Raw genomic sequence first — 18,914 nt, forward strand, 5'->3', positions numbered from 1 at the left:
GCCAGCACCCAAGCATCCAACAAGGAACCTTGCAATGTGGGAAATGAGCGTGCCGTGGTGGGAATTTGTCGTGCGCGGCGTGGTGGTGTATCTGTTCTTGCTGGTGTTCATGCGCCTGTCGGGCAAGCGGCAGACCGGCCAGTACGAGCCGTTTGACCTGATCCTGCTGCTGATCCTGTCGAACGCGGTGCAAAACTCGATGAACGCGGGCGACAACTCGCTGGTGGGTGGGCTCATCTCCGCCAGCACGCTGATGCTGTGCCACGTGGCCCTGGCCCGGCTGGCGTTTCACTTTCCGCGCATCGGGCGCTGGGTGGACGGCCAGGCGCAGGTGCTGATCGACAAAGGCCAGTTGAACCAGTCCCTGATGCGCAAGGAGCTGCTGACCCGCGACGACGTGGAGGCCGCGCTGCGTGCTGGCGGCTGCCTGCACGCGCACGAGGTAGAGCGTGCGACCATCGAGACCAACGGCCAGATCACCGTGGTGCTGCGCCGCCGTGGCGATGAGAGCTGACCCGTCGCGCCCAGCATCTGCTACCGCCCCAACCACACCATCCGATATGACTGCACTGAATGTACTGGGCACCATGCTGATGCCCTGCTCCTACGACCCGCTGACTGGCTTTTACCGTGACGGCTGCTGCAACACCGACGAGCACGACCACGGCACCCACGTGATCTGCGCACGCATGACGCAGGCGTTTCTGGACTTCTCGCTGTCGCGGGGCAACGACCTCATCACCCCCCGCCCCGAGTACCGGTTTGCAGGCCTCAAGCCCAACAACCGCTGGTGCCTGTGCGCCCTGCGCTGGAAGGAGGCCTACGAGGCTGGTGTGGCACCGCCGGTGATCCTGGAGTGCACCCATGCGCGTGCCCTGGAGTTCGTGACGCTGGCGCAGTTGCAGAGCGCGGCGCTGTCCAGCCGCTGACCCAGCAGCCACGGGCCGCAGCGCAACCCGGGCCGGGTGTGACGCTGCTGCCACCCTACTTCTGTCGGGTTGCCGGTGGCTGGCCGCACGGCGAAAGATCAGGACTTTGTGTTCCTCCCTTTCGCTGCACATGCGGCCACATCCGTCACCATGACCACCACCCTTTCTGCCCCGCTGCGGCGCGCGCGTGCCGCTGCCAACCTGTCCCGTTCCTCCACCCCGCTGCGCCTGTGCGCGGTCAGCGCAGCCGTGGCCGCTGCTGCCCTGCTGAGCGGCTGCGAAACCACCAACATGCGCATGGGCAGCGCCGATGCCAAGACCGTGGCCACCGGCAGCGCTGCGGGCGGTGCCTCCACCGGTGCCAGCGACTCGCTCGAGCGCTGCGAAAGCCCGCTGGGCACCGTCTCGCTGATCGAAAACCAGCAGGCCGGCTGGTACACCATCCTGCGCGACCAGTACCGCCTGCCGCCCACGGCCAACCTGCTGCGCCTGCTGGTGCAGCAGTCCAACTGCTTTGTGGTGGTGGAGCGCGGCGCGGCCGGCATGAACGCGATGACGCGCGAGCGCGCGCTGATGCAGTCGGGCGAAATGCGGCAGGGCAGCCAGTTTGGCCAGGGCCAGATGGTGGCCTCGGACTATGGCCTGTCCCCCGAAATCGTATTCCAGAACAACAACGCGGGTGGTGCCTCCGCATCGCTGGGCGGCCTGGTCGGCGGCCGCGCAGGCGGCTTGCTGGCAGCCATTGGCGGCAGCATGAACACCAAGGAGGCCAGCGCGCTGCTCACGCTCATCGACAACCGCTCGGGCGTGCAGGTGGCGGCCTCGGAAGGCAGCGCCGCCAAGACCGACTTTGGCGCCATGGGGCAGCTGCTGGGCGGCTCGGGCGGCGCGCGCATGGGCGGCTACTCCAACACGGCCGAAGGCAAGGTGATTGCGGCCGCCTTCATGGATGCTTTCAACCAGATGGTGCAGTCGCTGCGCAACTACCGCGCCCAGACGGTGAAAGGCCAGGGCCTGGGTGGCGGCGGGCGGCTGAGTGTGGACGGCGCCGCACCGCCCTCGCAGACATCGGCCGCACGTGCTGCCGCGCAAAGCAATGGAGCCACCGCCGGGCTTTCGCTGCGCGACGCGCAGGCTCGCCTGAATGAGCTGGGCTACAACGCGGGCACGCCCGATGGCGCCATGGGCGGCAAGACCGCATCTGCACTGCGCGCGTTCCAGAAAGACCGGGGCATCGCGCAGTCGGGCAGACTGGACGCGGCCACGATGGTGGAGCTGTCAAAGTAACCGTTCGGTTCAGTATTGAAAAAGGCCGCCATGGCAATCCATGGCGGCCTCTCGTTTCCACACACGGCGGAGACATCGAACGCGATGGGCGATAGGGCAGCCCCCTTGCCAGGAAGCGCCCAAGCACCCTCAGTTCTGCGTGTAGCAGGCCTTGTTGGCAATGATGAGGTCTGCGTAAGCCTCTGCACTGGCTGCCGTGGGAAACACCGTGGGGGTACTGTCACCGAAAACGCACAGATAGGCACCCTTGCGAGTCCACACAGAGCGCGACGTGATGCCCGACGGCGTCACCCAGGTGCTCCAGAAAGCTGTGGCGCTTGCCGTGCTTCCGCTGCGGTCGAAGTTGAACACGCCCAGATCGGTGAGCGGCCCCGCTATCGTGCCCTGGCCCGAGCAGTCGGCCGTCGCGTAGGTCATGACGCCCTGTGCGGCCGTTGCCCGGGTATCGCTTTGTCGGGCAATGCGCCAAAGCACGCGCCCCCACACACCAGGCCGCACCACGGAACACTGGCCCTGCTTCCAGTCGCCCTCCGGCAGCCCCTGCGCAGCGGTCGCGCAGCTCACGTCCACCGTACTCACGTTGGCCGATCCCACCGTGCCCGTACCGTTGCGCACCGTGCAGCTCTGGCCCGAAGGCTGCGTGCGCACCGTGATGGCGTAGGCCGTGCCCCCCGCCAGCGCCGTGCCGAAGGTGAAGCCGCCGTTGCTGGCAACCGACAGGTCGTCGCGCCCGTTGTTCTGCAGCACCACGGTGCCGCCCGCCAGGCCGCTGACCGAGCCGCCCACGGTATAGGTGGCCGCCGCCAGGTTCTCGCAGCGCACCTGCACGATGCTCACATTGGCGGTGGCCGTGCCAGTGCCTTCCGTCACGGTGCAGCGCTGACCGCTGGGCTGGGTCTTGACGGTGACGGCATAGGCAATGCCGTTATCCAGGCGCGTGGCGAACACGAAGTTGCCATTGGCGTTCACCGTCAGGTCGTCCTTGCCGGCGTTCTGCAACGTCACTGTCTTGCCAGCGCCCAGACCACTGACCGCGCCACCGATGCTGAATGCACCAGCGCTGGGCGGCGACGTGCCGTTGTTGTCATCACCTCCGCCGCAGCCTGCCAGCAAGGCGGCAGCCAGGCCCAGGGGGGCCCAGCGGAAGATAGGTCGTGCGGGGTGCCAGGTGCGCCCGGCACCCGTTGCGCTGGCTTGTCGTGTCATGAACAGAAACCTCGTGATGGTGAGTGGAGCGCGGATTCTGTGCAGCACCCCCTCCCATGCGAAACCCTACGCTGGTAGGGTTTGCGCGCCGTCCATCCTGCTGAACACTTGGCAGAATTTGCCCGCAGGCATACCTTTCGGTATTGGCTGCCCGCCGGGCTGCCTCCCTCCCCCCCGCATGTCCCCTCCCTCTCCTTACGCGCTCATCCTCGACGACCATCCGCTGGTGGCACACGGCATGGCCGAATTCCTGCGTGCCCGCATGCCGCAGATGGACGTGGTGGTGGCCTCCGGCGCGGACGACCTGCTTCGCTGGGTGGGCACGCGGGGCACACCGGCCATCGTGCTGGTTGATTTCTGGCTGGCCGAGGGCTCGGCGCTGGGCCTGATCGCGCAGGTGCGCGCGCACTGCCCTGGCACCCCCATTGCAGTGATCAGCGGCGACGATGACCCTGCGGTGATGGCGCAGGCCCGGCAGGCGGGCGCCCAGGGCTTCATCCACAAGCAGGCCGCACCCGACACCTTTGGCCTGGCGGTGGAAGCCTTGCTGGGCGGCCTGGTGTGGTTTGAGCCCGGCCAGATCGGCAGCCAGCCGCCGCGCAGCCGCGACCTGCCGGTGACACCGGCAGAGCTGGGCCTGTCTGCACGCCAGGGACAGATCCTTGCGCTGGTGCTGCAAGGCCTGCCCAACAAGCGCATTGCGTCCCAGCTCGACATTGCAGAGAGCACCGTGAAGGAGCACGTGACGGGCATCCTGGAGCGGCTGCGCGTGCGCACACGGGTGGAGGCCATCACCCTGCTGCGTGGGCGGCGGCTGGAGCTGTCCTGATGCGCCTTTTGCGGCCCTGGGTGCTGGCCGCTGCGCTGGGCCTGCTCGGAACGCTGTCCGCAGGCGCGCAGACACCGTCCCAGGACCTGGCCGAGCTGGACCGCCTGCAGACCCTGTCGCAGCGCAACAGCGCCGAGACCGTGCAGGCCCTGCAGGCGGCAGCCCCGCGCTTTACCCGCGCGGCGCATGCCGATACCCGGCGCACCTACTTTGCCGCGCTGGCAGACGCCGCCTTCGAGACCGGGCAGGCCCCTGTGGTGACGGAGGCCATCGCGCAACTGAAGGCGCTGGCGTCCACGTCGAACGACATGTCCTCGCAGGTGCTGGCCGCCGCCTTTGAGGCCCGGCAACTGGCCGTGGCGGGCAAGACACGTGCAGGGCTGGAGGCGCTGGCGCAAGTCGCGGCCGGGGCCGAGACCGTAGGCGACCCCTGGGTGCGCTGGCTGTACCACCTGACACTGGGCGCGCTGCACAGCGGCAACGGGCAGTTTGAAGAGGCACTGGCCCAGCTGCTGCGCAGCCTGGAGCTGTCGCGCACGCTGCCTCGCCAGGCGGCCACGGCAGAGCTGCGGTCGCGCACGCATCTGGAGCTGCTGCATTTCGACATGAAGAACCCGGAACGGGCGCTGCAAACCATCCGCGAGGCGCTGCCCCTGGCCGAGAAGCTGGATGCACGGCAAGCACTGGGCTGGCTGCACCTGCACCGGGGTAATGTCGAAAACGTGCAGGGCGACCTCGACACGGCCATAGCGGCATACCGCCAAGCGCTGCAGATTGCGCGCGCGGGAGGGCTGGCCGGGCTCCAGGCCACGGCGCTGAACAACCTGGGCGACGTCCTGCTGCAGCGCAAGGCGTATGCGCAGGCGGAGCCTGTGATGCGCGAGGCGCTGGCCGCCTACCGCGACGCACACGAATTGAATGGTGCCGCACTGGCGCAGGCCAACCTGGGCTTTGCGCTCATGGGGCAGGGCCGCATTGCGGCCGGTGTACACGAGGTGGAGGCGGGCATCCGGTTTGTGCACGAAGCGGGCTCCCTGCCCATGGAAGAACAGCTGCTGGGCGAGCTGTCGCGCATGTATGAACAAGCGGGCCTGTACCGTGAAGCCATGGCCACCACCCGCAAGCAGCAGGCGCTGGCCAAGGAGCTGTTCCATACCGAGCGCGACCAGGCGGTGGCGACCTTGCAGGAGCGCTTTGACAGCTCTGAGCGCCAGCGCCAGATCGATCAGCTGGCGCAGGCCAACCGGGTGCAGGATGCCGAGCTGCGCGTGCGCCGCATGCAGCAGATAGGACTGGCGGCGGCGGTGGCCCTGGCACTGCTCGCCGCGGGCGCCAGCTTCTGGCTGTACCGGCGCACGCGCACGGCCAACGAGGCCCTGGCCGCAGCACGGCGCCAGGCAGAAAGCGCCCTGACTGAGAAAAACATGTTCCTCGCCACCGCCAGCCATGACCTGCGCCAGCCCGTGCACGCCATGTCCCTCATGGTGGAGGCGATCAGCCTGCGCAATACCGACCCGGTCCTGCGTCCGCTGGTGGCCGATCTGCGCGCCAGCATGCAGGCCATGAGCCAGCTGTTCAATGCGCTGCTGGACCTGTCGCGCCTGGAGTCGGGGCAGCCACTGGGCCACAAAACCGCCGTGGACCTCGGCGCGCTGCTGGCAGATGTGGTGCGGCTGTTCCGCGAGCAGGCCAGCCTGGGCGGCCTGACCCTGCGGCTGCGGCTGCCGCGCCGTGGCGCCACCGTCTGGGCCGAGCCGGTGCTGCTGCGCCAGGCGTTGGCGAACCTGGTGCAGAACGCCATCCGCTACACGCCGCAGGGCAAGGTGCTGGTGAGTGCCCGCGCACGCGGCGGCGGCTGGCTGGTGGAGGTGCGGGACACGGGCATTGGCATTGCCCCGGCCGATCAGGCCCGGGTGTTCAGCCCCTACTACCGGGGATCGCGGGCCGACCAGATGGACGACGCGGGGCACGGCCTGGGTTTGGCCGTGGTGGCGCGCTGTGCCGAGCAGTTGGGGGCGGCCTACGGTGTGCACTCGCTGGCGGGGCGGGGTTCGCGCTTCTGGCTGCGGCTGCCAGCCCATGTGGCCACCGATGCAGGCGCGCCCACCACCTCTGCCGCAACGCACCACCAGGCTGTGGCGAGCCGACCGCTGCAGGGCCAATGCCTGGTGCTGGACGATGACCCCCAGGTGCTCAAGGCCTGGCGCGCCATGCTCGAAGCCTGGGGCGTGGCGGCAGCCTATGCCACCACCGGGGTCGAAGCCCATGGCCTTCTCGACGAAGGGCTGGTGCCAGATGCCATCTTCTGCGACCAGCGGCTGCGCTCGGGCGAGAGCGGCTTTGACATCCTGCGCACGCTGCTGGCACGCTGCCCTTCCGCCCGGGGCGCGATGGTCAGCGGCGAATTCGACGCGCCCGCCTTGCGGGATGCCGAGGACGAAGGCTACCTGGTGCTGCGCAAGCCTGTGAACCCTGCAGAGCTGCATGCGGTGCTGATGCAGTGGCTGGCTCATGGCAAAAGCCAGCGGGAACAGCACCCCGTGCCTTTCCAATAAGCCCTTCCACAGCACCGGCCGTCCGCCAGCGGTGCACCGCCCGTCTGCCCGCTGCACGCAGCAATCCCCAACCCCCCTACCATCCGCAGCCATCGACCGGCGACACCGACACGCTGGCAAGTCACATGAGGAGGGAGCCACACCATGACCACCACCGGGACCACCCCACCGCCCGGCCAGCCCCGCTGGCTGTACCAGGCGCAGGACGCGCAAGGCCGCCCCACCGAGGGCTTCGTGCATGCCCAGACGGCCGAAGAAGCCATGCAGGCCATTGCGGCGCTGCAGCAGCCCCCGCTGACCCAGGTGCAGCTGCACACCTCCGGGCTGTATGCCCGTGCGATCACCGAAATGGCGGACGACGCGCTGGGCCCCCTGGACGTAAAGGCGCTGCGCCAGCTGGCGCGCGACCAGATCGAAGCCCAGGAGAACCCCGGCCTCTGGACCACGCTGCGGCAGCTGCTGCGCAACAACCGCACCTGGCTGCTGGTGTGCGCAGCCCTGGTGGCGCTGGCCGTGTGGCGCCAGTGGAGCCCATGGGTGCAGGGGATATTGGTACTGGCCATGCTGGCGCCGCTGGGGGTGTTTGCCTACATGCACCAGTTTCAGCGCATGTACCAGCAGATGCTGCACGCGCACGCCACGGGCGACCTGCCACGCCTGGACGTGCTGGCCCAGCGGCTGGCCCGTGCGGCCGACCGGCATGCGTTCTTGCGGCAGCCCGCCTGGGACGCCGCCGTGCGCATGGCCTGGTTCGAGGCGCGCGCCGAAGGGGTGGACGCCGCCATCCTGCGCTTGCGTGTCCACCCCATGCGCCCGGCGGACGACAACGAATTCTTGGCCCGCACCTATACCCTGCCCCTGGCCACAGGCGACCATGCGGGCTTCACCGCCCGCCTGCGCGACCTCATGGCGCAGCGGCCGGGAGAGCCCACTTTGCAGCTGGACCTGGCCCTGGGCGAGGCCCGCGCGGGCCACACCGACGAGGCGCAGCGCCTCGTGGACACGCTGCAGCCCGCCATGCTGCCACCCCACGGGCAAGCATTCATCGACTGGGTGCGGGGCATGATTGCGCTGCGCGACCCGGCCCGCGCGGGCGAGGCAGCCAGCCACCTGGGCAAGGCGTGTGAGCAGTTTCTAGGGCTGGTGCGCAAGGCTCCGGGCGCCTGGCCCTCGCTGGCCGTGTGCACCTGCGACTACGCACTGGCCCTGGCCTGGAGCGGGCGCGTGGAAATGGGGCGCACTGTGTTTACCAGCGTGCAGCCGGTGGCCCGGCACCACGCTGAGCCCGAGCGGCTCGCGCTGCTGGAGCGCGAGCTACGCCTCAGGGGCTGAGCGTCTTGGGGCACGTCCGAAAGGCCAGCACACTGCGGGCCGGGCACCGTGGCGCGCAGGCTCAGAGGCTGAGAGTTTTTGAGCCAAGCCCGAAAGGCGCGCCAAAACGCCTCGGATCGAGGCGCAAAGCGCAGCCATACCTCGGGCTATGGCGAGCATTTGCAACGAAGAGCCGGGGCGTTTTGGCGTGCAAGGCGGACATGGATCAAAGACTCTCAGCCTCTCAGGCCAGCGCGCGCTGGATGATGATCTTCTGCACGTCGCTCGTGCCTTCGTAGATCTGGCACACGCGCACGTCGCGGTAGATGCGCTCCACCGGAAAGTCGTTGACCACGCCATAGCCGCCCAGCGTCTGGATGGCGGCGCTGCACACGCGCTCGGCCATCTCGCTGGCAAACAGCTTGGCCATGGCGGCTTCCTTCAGGCAGGGCTTACCCGCATCGCGCAACGCAGCGGCGTGCCAGATGAGCTGGCGCGCGGCCTCGATCTGCGTGGCGCAGTCGGCCAGGCGAAAGCCCACGGCCTGGTGGTTAAAGATGGCGGTGCCGAAGCTCTCGCGGTCCTTGGAATACGCCAGCGCTGCATCAAACGCGCTGCGCGCCATGCCCACACTTTGGGCGGCGATGCCAATGCGCCCGCCTTCGAGCGCGCCCAGCGCGATCTTGTAGCCTTCGCCCTCGGCGCCAATGAGGTTCTCGGCTGGGATGCGGCAGTTGTCAAAGTTGATCTGCGCCGTATCGCTGCTGTGCTGGCCCAGCTTGTCTTCCAGCCGCGCCACCACATAGCCAGGGTTGCTGGTCGGCACCAGGAAGGCACTCATGCCCTTCTTTCCCGCGCCCTTGTCGGTGACGGCGATCACGATGGCGACCTGGCCGTTCTTACCGCTGGTGATGAACTGCTTGACGCCGTTGATCACGTATTCGTCGCCCTGCTTCACCGCCGTGGTGCGCAGGGCAGAGGCGTCGGAGCCCACATGCGGCTCGGTCAGGCAGAACGCGCCCAGCATCTCGCCACGCGCCAGCGGCGTGAGCCAGTCGCGTTTTTGCTGCGCGTTGCCGTAGCGCATGAGGATGGCGTTGACCGGGCAGTTGGTCACGCTGATGGCGGTGCTGGTGCCGCCATCACCGGCCGCGATTTCTTCCAGCACCAGGGCCAACGTCACGTAGTCCAAATTGGCGCCGCCAAACTCTTCGGGCACGCAGATGCCGTAGGCACCCAGCGCGGCGAGGCCCTGGTGGGCCTCCTTGGGGAAGTGGTGTTCCTTGTCCCAGCGCGCGGCGTGCGGCCACAGCTCGGTCTGAGCAAAGTCGCGCACTGCGTCGCGGATCATTTCCTGGTCTTGGGTCAGCAGCATGGGAGTGTCTCCAGAGTCGTTGTTCAGAAATTCAAAAAGCTCACCAATGGGCAGCGCGGCGGCCATCGTGGTGCAGCAGGCGGCCCTTGTCGGCAGCGGTCACGCTGGTCAGGGTGCTGCGCAGGCCGCGCACGCTGTCTTCCACCGTCAGCGGGGCACCGCCACCGCCCATGTCGGTCTGTACCCAGCCGGGGTCGATGGTGACCAGCGTGGCGCCGGGGTAGTCGTGCTGCGCGGCGGCCACAGCCATGTTCAGCGCAGCCTTGCTGGTGCGGTACAGCCACGAGCCGCTGTTCGGCACGCTGCCGATCTGCGACATGGAGGACGACAGAAAAGCAAACACGCCGCCCGCATCCGCCACCAGGGGCGCCACCTGCGGAATGGCCTGCATGGCGCCCAGCACGTTGGTGTGCATGACGGCATCAAAGTCTTGCTGCGTGGGCGGGGTGAGCGCGTTGGGGCGGCGGATGACGCCGGCCACATAGAGCGCCATGTCCAGCTTTTCGCCGTCGAGCTGCCAGGCCAGGCCGCTCACGCTGGCGGGGTTGGCCACATCGACGGTGAGCGCCTCGGCGCCCAGCGCCAGCACGCGTTCACGGCCGGCATCGTCGCGCACGGTGGCGATCACGCGGCGCCCGGCGTCAGTGTACTGGCGCACCAGCTCCAGGCCGATGCCCCGGGACGCGCCGATCACGAGTATGGTGTTCATTTTCAAGCCCAATGTGCCGCAAGCGCTAGTACATCATTCGTTAGCAGCTATCAATTCAGGAGTAATCAAGGCAACATCGCACGCTCAGGCAGACAGGTAGCCGGCGTACTCGAAATAGCCCGACCACGCGGGGTCGTACGCCACCTTCAGCTCCAGCGATGCTGCCTCGTCGCGCAGCAGCAGGGGTGCCAGCGCCTGCTTGGCCAGCTGTTCGTCGCTCACGTAGTACAGCGCCTGCCGGCGCCCCGCGCGGATCAGCGTCAGCACCAGAATGCCCAGTTGCGGCACCTGCAGCACGGTAGCGGCCTGGTCCTGCAGGTCTTGCACGGCGGTCAGGGTGTCGCTGTCGGACACCGCCAGGTCCACGGTCAGGGCGTAGGCCAGGTCGGCGCGCATGGCCACCGCGTTGGCGCTGGTGTTGACCATGACCACGCCGGTCTCGGGCGCGCCTTCGCTGTCGATGTCGTCGGGTGGCAGTTCGTTGCCATCCTCGTCGATGGGGCAGTCAAACTGCAGCTCCAGCCCGTCCCACTCGGCCTCGCCCGTGGGGAAGTGGCCGGTGTGGCCCAGGGTCTCGGTCCAGTAGCGGTCGAACACCGGGGGCAGCTGGCTCAACGGCACCCAGGGGGTGTGGGCATCGTCCGGCTCGCCCACAAAGTCCACCGCGCCCACCTTCACGGCAAAGTCATATTCGCCCAGCACGTGGTCGAGCATGATGAACGCCATGTTGCGCGCGTGGTCCTGGTAGTCGCTGGGAATCTCGCGGCCAAAGCGGATCTCCAGCGCCGCCTGCCCGCCGTCCTGTTCCAGCGCCACCAGCACTTCGGCGGTGGACAGCTCGAAGCCTTCCATGCCGATGGGAAAGTCCGGCTGCGTGGTGCGCTCGCGGAACGCACGCACGCGGTAGTGCGGCAGCGCGGGTGCGGCCGCCACCACCTGCGCCACCAGCGGAAACCGTTCGATGCTGCCGTGGGCCGTGACAATGAGGTCCACCACCGCATCAGCATCGTCACCGGACATCTCCAGCGCCAGGCCTTCCAGGTGCTGATCGATCAGCGCATTGGCCGCCCCCACGCGCTCGCGCAGCGGCAGGGCCTGGAGCGATGCCTGGGCATCCGAAAACGCGCGCCAAAAGGCGCCGATGGCGGGAGAGGGAGTGGTCATCGCGGTCCTTGTACAAAGTCGGGGATCATCCCATCTCCAGCCTGTGGCCTCAGACGAGTTCCAGCGCCACGGCCGTGGCCTCGCCACCGCCGATGCACAACGTGGCCAGGCCCTTGGTCAGGCCGCGCGCCTTGAGGGCGTGGATCAGCGTGACCATGATGCGCGCGCCGCTGGCCCCGATGGGGTGGCCCAGCGCGCAGGCGCCGCCGTTCACGTTGACCTTGTCGTGGGGCAGATCCAGCTCCTTCATCAGCGCCATGGGCACCACGGCAAAGGCTTCGTTGATCTCCCACAGCTGCACGTCGCCCACCTGCCAGCCGGCCTTGGCCAGCGCCTTTTGCGTGGCGCCCAGCGGGGCAGTAGCAAACCACTCGGGTTCTTGCGCGTGGGTGGCGTGGCTCACGATACGGGCCAGGGGCTTGGCGCCCAGCTTCTTGGCGGTGGACTCGCGCATCATCACCAGCGCGGCCGCGCCGTCGTTGATGCTGGAGCTCGACGCCGCAGTGATGGTGCCGTCTTTCTTGAACGCGGGCTTGAGCGTGGCGATCTTTTCGAGCTTGACCTTGCCGGGGCCTTCATCCACCAACACCACGCGCTCGCCACTGCGGTCCTTCACCGTCACAGGCACGATCTCGGCCGCGAAGGCGCCCGACTCAGTGGCCGCCTTGGCGCGCTGCACGCTGGCGGTGGCAAACGCGTCTTGCTGCTCGCGGGTGAACTGGTACTTTGCAGCGCAGTCTTCGCCAAAGGTGCCCATACTGCGGCCGGCCTCGTAGGCGTCTTCCAGGCCGTCGAGCATCATGTGGTCGAAGATGCGGTCGTGGCCCAGGCGGTAGCCGCCTCGGCCTTTTTGCAGCAGGTAGGGGGCGTTGGTCATGCTCTCCATGCCGCCCGCCACCATCACATCGTGCGTGCCCGCCAGAAGCATGTCGTGCGCCATCATCGCGGCCTTCATGCCGGAGCCGCACATCTTGCTGAGCGTGACGGCGCCCGCGCCCTTGGGCAGGCCGCCTTTGAACGCCGCCTGGCGCGCGGGTGCCTGGCCCTGGCCGGCCATCAGGCAGTTGCCAAACAGCACTTCGCCCACGGCGTCGGGCGAGACACCGGCACGCTCGATGGCGGCCTTGATGGCGGCGCCACCCAGGTCGTGCGCGGCCAGGCTGGAGAAGTCGCCCTGCAACGAGCCCATGGGGGTGCGTGCAGCGCCAACGATGACGATGGGGTCTTGGATGGACATGGTGAAGGTCTCCTGGGTAAGGGTCTGAGGAAAAGTGGGAGGGGAAAATCGGGGTTTTGGCGGGCGCTCAGCGGGCCGCAGCGCCGTGCGCAAAGCGCCGCTCCGTGTCGTAGGGGAAAACATCAAACATATGACCCGCCTGGATGCGCTCCTTGTGCGACTGCCAGAACGCAGCGTCGAGCAGGTCGGCGTGGTGCTGCATGAAGACCTCGCGCACCGCATCGTTGCCGAGCAGGAAGGGGCCAAAGGTTTCGGGGAACACATCGCGCGGGCCCACGCTGTACCAGACCTCGCCGCTCATCTCTTCTTCCTCGTTGCGCGGCGTGGGCACGCGGCGGAAGTTGCAGTCGGTGAGGTATTCGATCTCGTCGTAGTCGTAGAACACGACCTTGCCGTTGCGCGTGACGCCAAAGTTCTTCCAGAGCATGTCGCCGGGGAAGATGTTGGCGGCCACGAGGTCTTTGATGGCGTTGCCGTATTCGATGACGCTGTGCTCCATCTGCTGGCGCGCGCGGGGGTCTGAGAGGCCGGTGTCGAACGCTTCCTGCAGGTAGATGTTGAGCGGGATCATGCGCCGCTCGATGTACAGGTGCTTGATGATCACCTCGGTCTGGCCGTCGCCATCGCGGTCGCTGATTTCAAGCTGGCTGGGGGCAAACTTCTCGATCTCGGCAATCAGCGCGTCGTCGAACCGATCGCGCGGAAAGGCCACCTCGCTGTACTCCAGCGTGTCGGCCATGCGGCCCACGCGGTCGTGCTGCTTGACCAGCAGGTACTTGGCCTTGATCTGCTCGCGCGTGGTTTCCTTCTGGTGCGGAAAGTAGTCCTTGATGAGCTTGAAGACAAACGGAAAGCTCGGCAGGTCGAACACCAGCATCACCATGCCCTTGATGCCCGGCGCAATGCGGAACTGGTCGCTGGAATGCTTGAGGTGGTACAGAAAGTCGCGGTAGAACAGCGTCTTGCCCTGCTTGGCCAGGCCCAGGGCGTTGTAGATCTCGGCGCGCGGCTTGCGCGGCATGAGGCTGCGCAAAAACTGCACGTAGGCGCTGGGCACCTCCATGTCCACCATGAAGTAGGCACGTGCAAAGCTGAACAGCATCTGCATGTCGTCTTCGCCAAACAGGGCGGCGTCGATGTACAACCTGCCGCTGTCGTCATGCAGGATGGGCAGCGCAAACGGCACCTCGTGGAAGCCGTTGATGATCTTACCCACCACATACGCGCCCTTGTTGCGGAAGAACAGGCTGGTGAGCACCTGGATCTGGAAATTGGTGCGCAGCCGCACCTTGTCGAGCCGGCCGCGCATGGCGGCCACCACACAGGCCGTGTCGCGTGGGAGGTCGGCAAACTCGCGCTGGAGTTGGAAGTTCTCGACGATAGCCTGGAAGGTGTCGCCCAGCGTCTCGCGTGTGGGGTAGTAGGCGCGGTAGGTGGGCCGCGCGGCGGGCTCGTCGTTCTCGATGTATTCGGTGCTGACCGCAGGCCGCACAAAGATGAAGTCGTTGTGGAAATGCGTGCGGTGCAGGATCTTGGTGGTGACCGAGTTGAAGAAGGTCTCGGCCAGTTCGGGCTGGTGGTGGTTGACCAGCAAGCCGATGTAATGCAGCTTGACCTGGTGCCACACATCCATGGGCTGCGCGCCGGCCTCGAACTCTTTCTCCAGGCGGCGCACGCATTCCTTCACCCGCAGGTCGTAGAACTCGATGCGCTCGCGCTGCGCCCGCTGCTGGCCATGCCAGTCGGCGGTTTCAAAGCGGTGCTTGGCCCGCGCGGACTCGGTGCGAAACAGCCGGTAGTGGCGGTTGAAGCCGTCCATCATGGCCTTAGCAATGCCATAGGCCTGGGGGGCATCCAGGCGTTGCGGGAACATGGTGGCAGGCATCCTTGTCAGCGCAACTGTCGCATGCGTGGCGGGGGCGCCCGGCTTACTGACGCCGGGTAGCAGCCACGCCGGCAATCGCTGCCTTGTACAGCGATTCCAGGCCTTCGGTGCTGTCCACCGACATGTGCAGATTGTTGATCAGCCCGTCCTTGAGCCCGTAGCACCAGCCATGCAAGGTCACCTTCTGGCCGCGGCCCCAGGCGTCCAGCATGACGGTGGTCTGCGCGATGTTGACCACCTGCTCGATGGCGTTCAGCTCGCACAGCACGTCATGGCGCCATTCGGGGGCGGTGGCGGCGATCAGATCGCGGTGGCGGTCGCGCACATCGGTCACGTGGCGAATCCAGTTGTCTGCCAGGCCCACGCGCGTGCCCTGCAGCGCGGCGAGCACGCCGCCGCAGCCGTAGTGGCCCACCACCATCAGGTGCTCCACCTGCAACTGATCCACCGCGTACTGGATGGTGGACAGGCAGTTGAGGTCGGTGGGCACCACCACGTTGGCCACATTGCGGTGCACGAACACTTCGCCCGGCTCCAGCCCGGTGATCTGGTTGGCGGGCACGCGGCTGTCGGAGCAGCCGATCCACATGTACTTGGGCTTCTGCTGCGCCAATAGACTGGTGAAGAAGCCTGGCCGCTCCCGCTCCATCTGGGCCGCCCAGGCGCGGTTGTGAACAAACAGGTCGTCGATGGAGGAGGGCATGGGGTCCTTGCAGTGAAAGGTTGGCGTTACGGAGAGGTCAGCAGGTTTCGGCAAACAGCTCGCGGCCGATCAGCATGCGGCGGATCTCGCTGGTGCCCGCGCCAATCTCGTACAGCTTGGCATCGCGCCAGAGGCGGCCCAGCGGGTACTCGTTGATGTAGCCATTGCCACCATAGATCTGCACGCCTTCGCCCGCCATCCAGGTGGCCTTTTCGGCACACCACAGAATCACACTGGCGCAGTCCTTGCGGACCTGGCGCACGTGGTCAGTGCCGAGCATGTCGAGATTTTTGGCCACAGTGTAGGCAAACGAGCGCCCCGCCTGCAGCACGGTGTACATATCGGCCACCTTGCCCTGGATGAGCTGGAATTCGCCAATGCTTTGGCCGAACTGCTTGCGGTCGTGAATGTAAGGGATCACGTTGTCCATGACCGACTGCATGATGCCCAGGGGGCCGCCGGTCAGCACCGCGCGTTCGTAGTCCAGGCCACTCATCAGCACTTTGGCACCGTTGTTCACGCCGCCCAGCACGTTCTCTGCGGGCACTTCTACGTCCTGGAACACCAGCTCGCCCGTGTGGCTGCCGCGCATGCCCAGCTTGTCGAGCTTTTGGGCGATGGAGAAGCCCTTCATGCCCTTCTCGATCAGGAACGCCGTGACGCCGCGTGCGCCCATTTCAGGCTCGGTCTTGGCGTAGACCACCAGCGTGTCTGCGTCGGGGCCGTTGGTAATCCACATCTTGCTGCCGTTGAGCAGGTAGTAGCCGCCCTTGTCCTCGGCCTTGAGCTTCATGCTGATCACGTCGGAGCCTGCGCCGGGCTCGCTCATGGCCAGCGCGCCTACATGCTCGCCGCTGATGAGCTTGGGCAGGTACTTGACCTTTTGGGCCTCGTTGCCGTTGCGGTTGATCTGGTTCACACACAGGTTGCTGTGTGCACCATAGGACAGGCCCACCGAGGCGCTGGCGCGAGAGATTTCCTCCATGGCCACCATGTGCGCCAGGTAGCCCATGGCGGCGCCGCCATATTGCTCGGGCACCGTGATGCCCAGTACACCCAGGTCGCCCATCTTGCGCCACAGGTCCATGGGAAACTGGTCGTTGCGGTCAATCTCGGCCGCGCGGGGCGCGATTTCGGCCTGTGCAAAGTCGCGCACGGCGTCGCGCAGGGCGTCAATGTCTTCGCCCAGCTGGAAGTTGAGGCCGGGAAGGTTGGCAGGAATGCTCATGGGGTTTGTCTCCTCGTAGAAGTTGGGGAATGGGCAGGGCTCAGCCCTGGATGTTGTCGCGTCCGGTCACCGCCATCAGGGTGCAGCCCATGGTGGCGATCAGCTTTTCTTGGTTGCCGTCGATGGCAAAGGCGCGGCCCTCACAGACGGTGATGGTGCGGCCGGGCTTCAGCACCCGCCCTTCCATGCGGAACCGCTCGCCTTTGGCTGGGGCCAGCAGATTGATCTTGAATTCGATGGTGAGCACAGCGGCATCGGCGGCCATGAGAGTGAACCCGGCATATCCGCAGGCCGAATCCAGCGCAGTGGACACCATGCCCGCATGGAGAAAACCATGCTGCTGTGTCAGCGCGGGAGCCCAGGGAAGCTCAATGTCCACAGCACCTGGCACCACCAACCCCAGCGACGCGCCAAGCGTATGCATGGCCCCCTGCCGCGCGAAGCTATCGCGCACGCGGTCGGCAAAGTCGATGCAACGCGGCTCAAAGGGGGGCGTGCTCACTGCAGTCTCCTGATTTACGTTTACGTAAACGTCAATTATGAATCAATTTTGCTTTTCTACCTTGGCCAACAGCGAGCGCGCCTCTTCTTCGTGCTCCCGCACCTCCTCCAGATTGGCCTGCAGATCGGCCATTTGCTCTTCAAGCTGTTTGCGATGGACCACCAGCACGTCCAGGAACTTGCGGAGCTGTACGCCGGTGTCACGGGGGCTGTCATAGAGATCGATGATCTCCTTGGCCTCGGTGAGAGACAGACCCAGGCGCTTAGCCCGCAACGTCAAGCGCAACCGCGTGCGGTCGCGTGCGCTGTAAACCCGGTTGCGGCCTGCGGCGCCGGTGCGCTCCGGCTGCAACAAGCCCATGTCTTCATAAAAACGGATCGCCCGGGTGGTGAGATCAAACTCTTTGGCGAGGTCACTGATGGTGTATGTATTGGCCATGGTGGGTGCTGCACGCAGCGGTATCGGGTTCGCACAGGAGACAGTCGTATGGCGGCTGCTCTCTACAATGCATCGAGTGCATGACGTTTACGTTAACGTCAATGCTAACCCATCACACTGCCTCCATGAATCCACTCGAACACCAGATCCACTACCCGCTCGGCGACGCGCTCCCCGCCGAGGGCGCCACCCTGGAAGTCGCACCTGGAGTGCGCTGGGTCCGCATGGGCCTACCCTTTGCACTGGATCACATCAATCTGTGGCTGTTGCGCGATCGTCAGCCAGATGCTGGCGGCACGCCGGTAGACGGGTGGACCATCGTGGATTGCTGCATCGACAGCGCTGCAACCCGCGCCCAGTGGGAGCAAGTCTTTGCGAACTGCCTGGAGGGGCTACCCATCCTGCGCGTCATCGTGACCCACATGCATCCAGACCATATCGGGCTGGCGCACTGGCTGTGCGAGCGCTGGAATGTGCGCTTGTGGATCAGTGCCACCGACTACAACGTGGCACGCGTTGCTGTCTATGACCCACAGGGGTTTGGCGGGGAAGCGGGGGCGGATTTTTATGCGTTGCACGGTGCGCAAGACCCGTCTTTTCTGGCCCATGTACGCGGTCGTGCATCGTATTTTCCAACCTTGGTCCCCGCATTGCCGGCCCGTTTTTACCGACTCATGGATGGAGACATCCTCAATATCGGTGGTCGCGCCTGGCGCTGCATCAGCGGCTATGGCCACGCACCTGAGCACATGGCATTGTTTTGCGCTGAGCTCACTACACTGATCAGCGGAGACATGGTGTTGCCGCGCATATCGACCAATGTCAGTGTCCATGCCAGCGAGCCCGAAGCCAACCCTTTGCGGTTGTTTTTAGATTCCCTAATGCGGTACCTGGACCTTCCGGAGAGCACCTTGGTACTGCCATCGCACGGCAAGCCATTCACAGGGCTGGCCACCCGCATCACACAACTCCAAGACCATCACCGAGAGCGGCTTGAGGAAATCCTGCAGGCGGCAGGTGACCACGCCCTGAGTGCTGCGGATACTTTGCCGATTCTCTTTAAGCGCAAGTTAGACACCCATCAAATGACTTTTGCCATGGGAGAGGCTTTGGCGCATCTGCACTATCTGTGGATGGAGGGGAAGTTGGAGCGTTTTCTCGACCCGGGTAGTGTTCAAAGATTTCGCGCGCCCAGTTAGAAACAAATATCGCTACAAGCGCGTCGCATGCGTTCGTCGAGTGTCGGATAGAGGCAGGGGCAGGACCTTCAATTCGGATCAGCGCTGATTGAAAGACCTGCCCTAATTCAATGGACAACGCGAGGTAGCCCAAACCAAATGATCCAGAGCTTCCCCCCCCGGGTAGCTTGACATGTTTGGGCTCTTCAGTCGGCCTAATTAGGTAGAGGCCGACCGACTAGATCGTATCCCCCTTGGTGCTGATTAGCGCCTGTTGCCGTTGACGCATTTTCGATGTCTGCAAAGCAAAAAACCCCAGTCTTTATGAGACTGGGGTTTTCTGGGCTGTAAGAGCCTGACGATGACCTACTTTCACAC

At 65.9% G+C, this 18,914-nt stretch carries 17 protein-coding genes; 7 read left to right on the plus strand and 10 right to left on the minus strand.

Annotated features, from left to right (window positions below; translation table 11 throughout):
* The first annotated feature begins 34 nt into the window (after positions 1-34).
* The 3 genes from ACT531_RS11885 to ACT531_RS11895 all read left to right on the plus strand — a co-directional run bounded on the left by ACT531_RS11885 (position 35) and on the right by ACT531_RS11895 (position 2,216).
* Positions 35-514: a DUF421 domain-containing protein gene (locus ACT531_RS11885; protein WP_476017558.1), complete on the plus strand. Its 480-nt coding sequence runs from the start codon at positions 35-37 to the stop codon at positions 512-514.
* A gap of 46 nt (positions 515-560) precedes the next feature.
* A complete protein-coding gene (locus ACT531_RS11890; protein WP_015015773.1) occupies positions 561-929 on the plus strand; it encodes a DUF2237 family protein in 369 nt (122 codons plus the stop codon).
* A 150-nt stretch (positions 930-1,079) separates the two neighbouring features.
* A complete protein-coding gene (locus ACT531_RS11895; RefSeq protein WP_291441352.1) occupies positions 1,080-2,216 on the plus strand; it encodes a peptidoglycan-binding domain-containing protein in 1,137 nt (378 codons plus the stop codon).
* 129 nt (positions 2,217-2,345) lie between these two features.
* Here ACT531_RS11895 and ACT531_RS11900 read toward each other — a convergent pair whose 3' ends face one another.
* Positions 2,346-3,422, minus strand: a complete 1,077-nt coding sequence (locus ACT531_RS11900) for a hypothetical protein (protein WP_476017559.1) — start codon at positions 3,420-3,422, stop codon at positions 2,346-2,348.
* Between the two features lie 178 nt (positions 3,423-3,600).
* Here ACT531_RS11900 and ACT531_RS11905 point away from each other — a divergent pair, with 178 nt between their 5' ends.
* The 3 genes from ACT531_RS11905 (at position 3,601) to ACT531_RS11915 (ending at position 8,138) form a co-directional block, all read left to right on the plus strand.
* Positions 3,601-4,251 (plus strand): LuxR C-terminal-related transcriptional regulator, encoded by a 651-nt coding sequence (locus ACT531_RS11905; RefSeq protein ID WP_476017560.1) that lies wholly within the window; start codon positions 3,601-3,603, stop codon positions 4,249-4,251.
* Positions 4,251-6,806, plus strand: a complete 2,556-nt coding sequence (locus tag ACT531_RS11910) for an ATP-binding protein (protein ID WP_476017561.1) — start codon at positions 4,251-4,253, stop codon at positions 6,804-6,806. The genes ACT531_RS11905 and ACT531_RS11910 overlap by 1 nt, the downstream gene beginning before the upstream one ends.
* 144 nt (positions 6,807-6,950) lie before the next feature.
* On the plus strand, positions 6,951-8,138 hold the full coding sequence (locus ACT531_RS11915) for a hypothetical protein (RefSeq protein ID WP_476017562.1): 1,188 nt from the start codon (positions 6,951-6,953) through the stop codon (positions 8,136-8,138).
* A 223-nt stretch (positions 8,139-8,361) separates the two neighbouring features.
* Here the strand turns inward: ACT531_RS11915 and ACT531_RS11920 are convergent, their stop codons facing one another.
* From ACT531_RS11920 to ACT531_RS11960, 9 genes are all read right to left on the minus strand, one after another.
* Positions 8,362-9,492 carry an acyl-CoA dehydrogenase family protein gene (locus ACT531_RS11920; RefSeq protein ID WP_476017563.1) on the minus strand — a complete coding sequence of 377 codons (1,131 nt, stop codon included), beginning with the start codon at positions 9,490-9,492 and terminating at the stop codon, positions 8,362-8,364.
* A 40-nt stretch (positions 9,493-9,532) separates the two neighbouring features.
* Entirely contained in the window at positions 9,533-10,201 is a 669-nt protein-coding gene (locus ACT531_RS11925; RefSeq protein ID WP_476017564.1) for an SDR family oxidoreductase, read from the minus strand.
* An 84-nt stretch (positions 10,202-10,285) separates the two neighbouring features.
* Positions 10,286-11,365: a DUF695 domain-containing protein gene (locus ACT531_RS11930; protein WP_476017565.1), complete on the minus strand. Its 1,080-nt coding sequence runs from the start codon at positions 11,363-11,365 to the stop codon at positions 10,286-10,288.
* Positions 11,366-11,414: 49 nt separating this feature from the next.
* Positions 11,415-12,602, minus strand: a complete 1,188-nt coding sequence (locus tag ACT531_RS11935) for an acetyl-CoA C-acyltransferase (protein WP_060985491.1) — start codon at positions 12,600-12,602, stop codon at positions 11,415-11,417.
* A gap of 67 nt (positions 12,603-12,669) precedes the next feature.
* Positions 12,670-14,475, minus strand: a complete 1,806-nt coding sequence (aceK, locus tag ACT531_RS11940; RefSeq protein ID WP_476017566.1) for a bifunctional isocitrate dehydrogenase kinase/phosphatase — start codon at positions 14,473-14,475, stop codon at positions 12,670-12,672.
* A gap of 55 nt (positions 14,476-14,530) precedes the next feature.
* Positions 14,531-15,190, minus strand: coding sequence for a carbonate dehydratase (gene can / locus ACT531_RS11945; RefSeq protein WP_110960356.1), 660 nt, complete (start codon positions 15,188-15,190; stop codon positions 14,531-14,533).
* A 37-nt stretch (positions 15,191-15,227) separates the two neighbouring features.
* Positions 15,228-16,418 carry an isovaleryl-CoA dehydrogenase gene (locus ACT531_RS11950; protein ID WP_291441372.1) on the minus strand — a complete coding sequence of 397 codons (1,191 nt, stop codon included), beginning with the start codon at positions 16,416-16,418 and terminating at the stop codon, positions 15,228-15,230.
* 40 nt (positions 16,419-16,458) lie between these two features.
* Positions 16,459-16,920 carry a PaaI family thioesterase gene (locus ACT531_RS11955; protein ID WP_476017567.1) on the minus strand — a complete coding sequence of 154 codons (462 nt, stop codon included), beginning with the start codon at positions 16,918-16,920 and terminating at the stop codon, positions 16,459-16,461.
* A 42-nt stretch (positions 16,921-16,962) separates the two neighbouring features.
* Positions 16,963-17,358, minus strand: coding sequence for a MerR family transcriptional regulator (locus ACT531_RS11960; protein WP_015015787.1), 396 nt, complete (start codon positions 17,356-17,358; stop codon positions 16,963-16,965).
* A gap of 125 nt (positions 17,359-17,483) precedes the next feature.
* On the opposite strand from ACT531_RS11960, the gene ACT531_RS11965 reads away from it, so the two are divergent.
* Positions 17,484-18,557 (plus strand): MBL fold metallo-hydrolase, encoded by a 1,074-nt coding sequence (locus ACT531_RS11965; protein ID WP_476017568.1) that lies wholly within the window; start codon positions 17,484-17,486, stop codon positions 18,555-18,557.
* The last annotated feature ends 357 nt before the right edge of the window (positions 18,558-18,914 follow it).

The organism is Acidovorax sp. DMC1, from assembly GCF_056314325.1.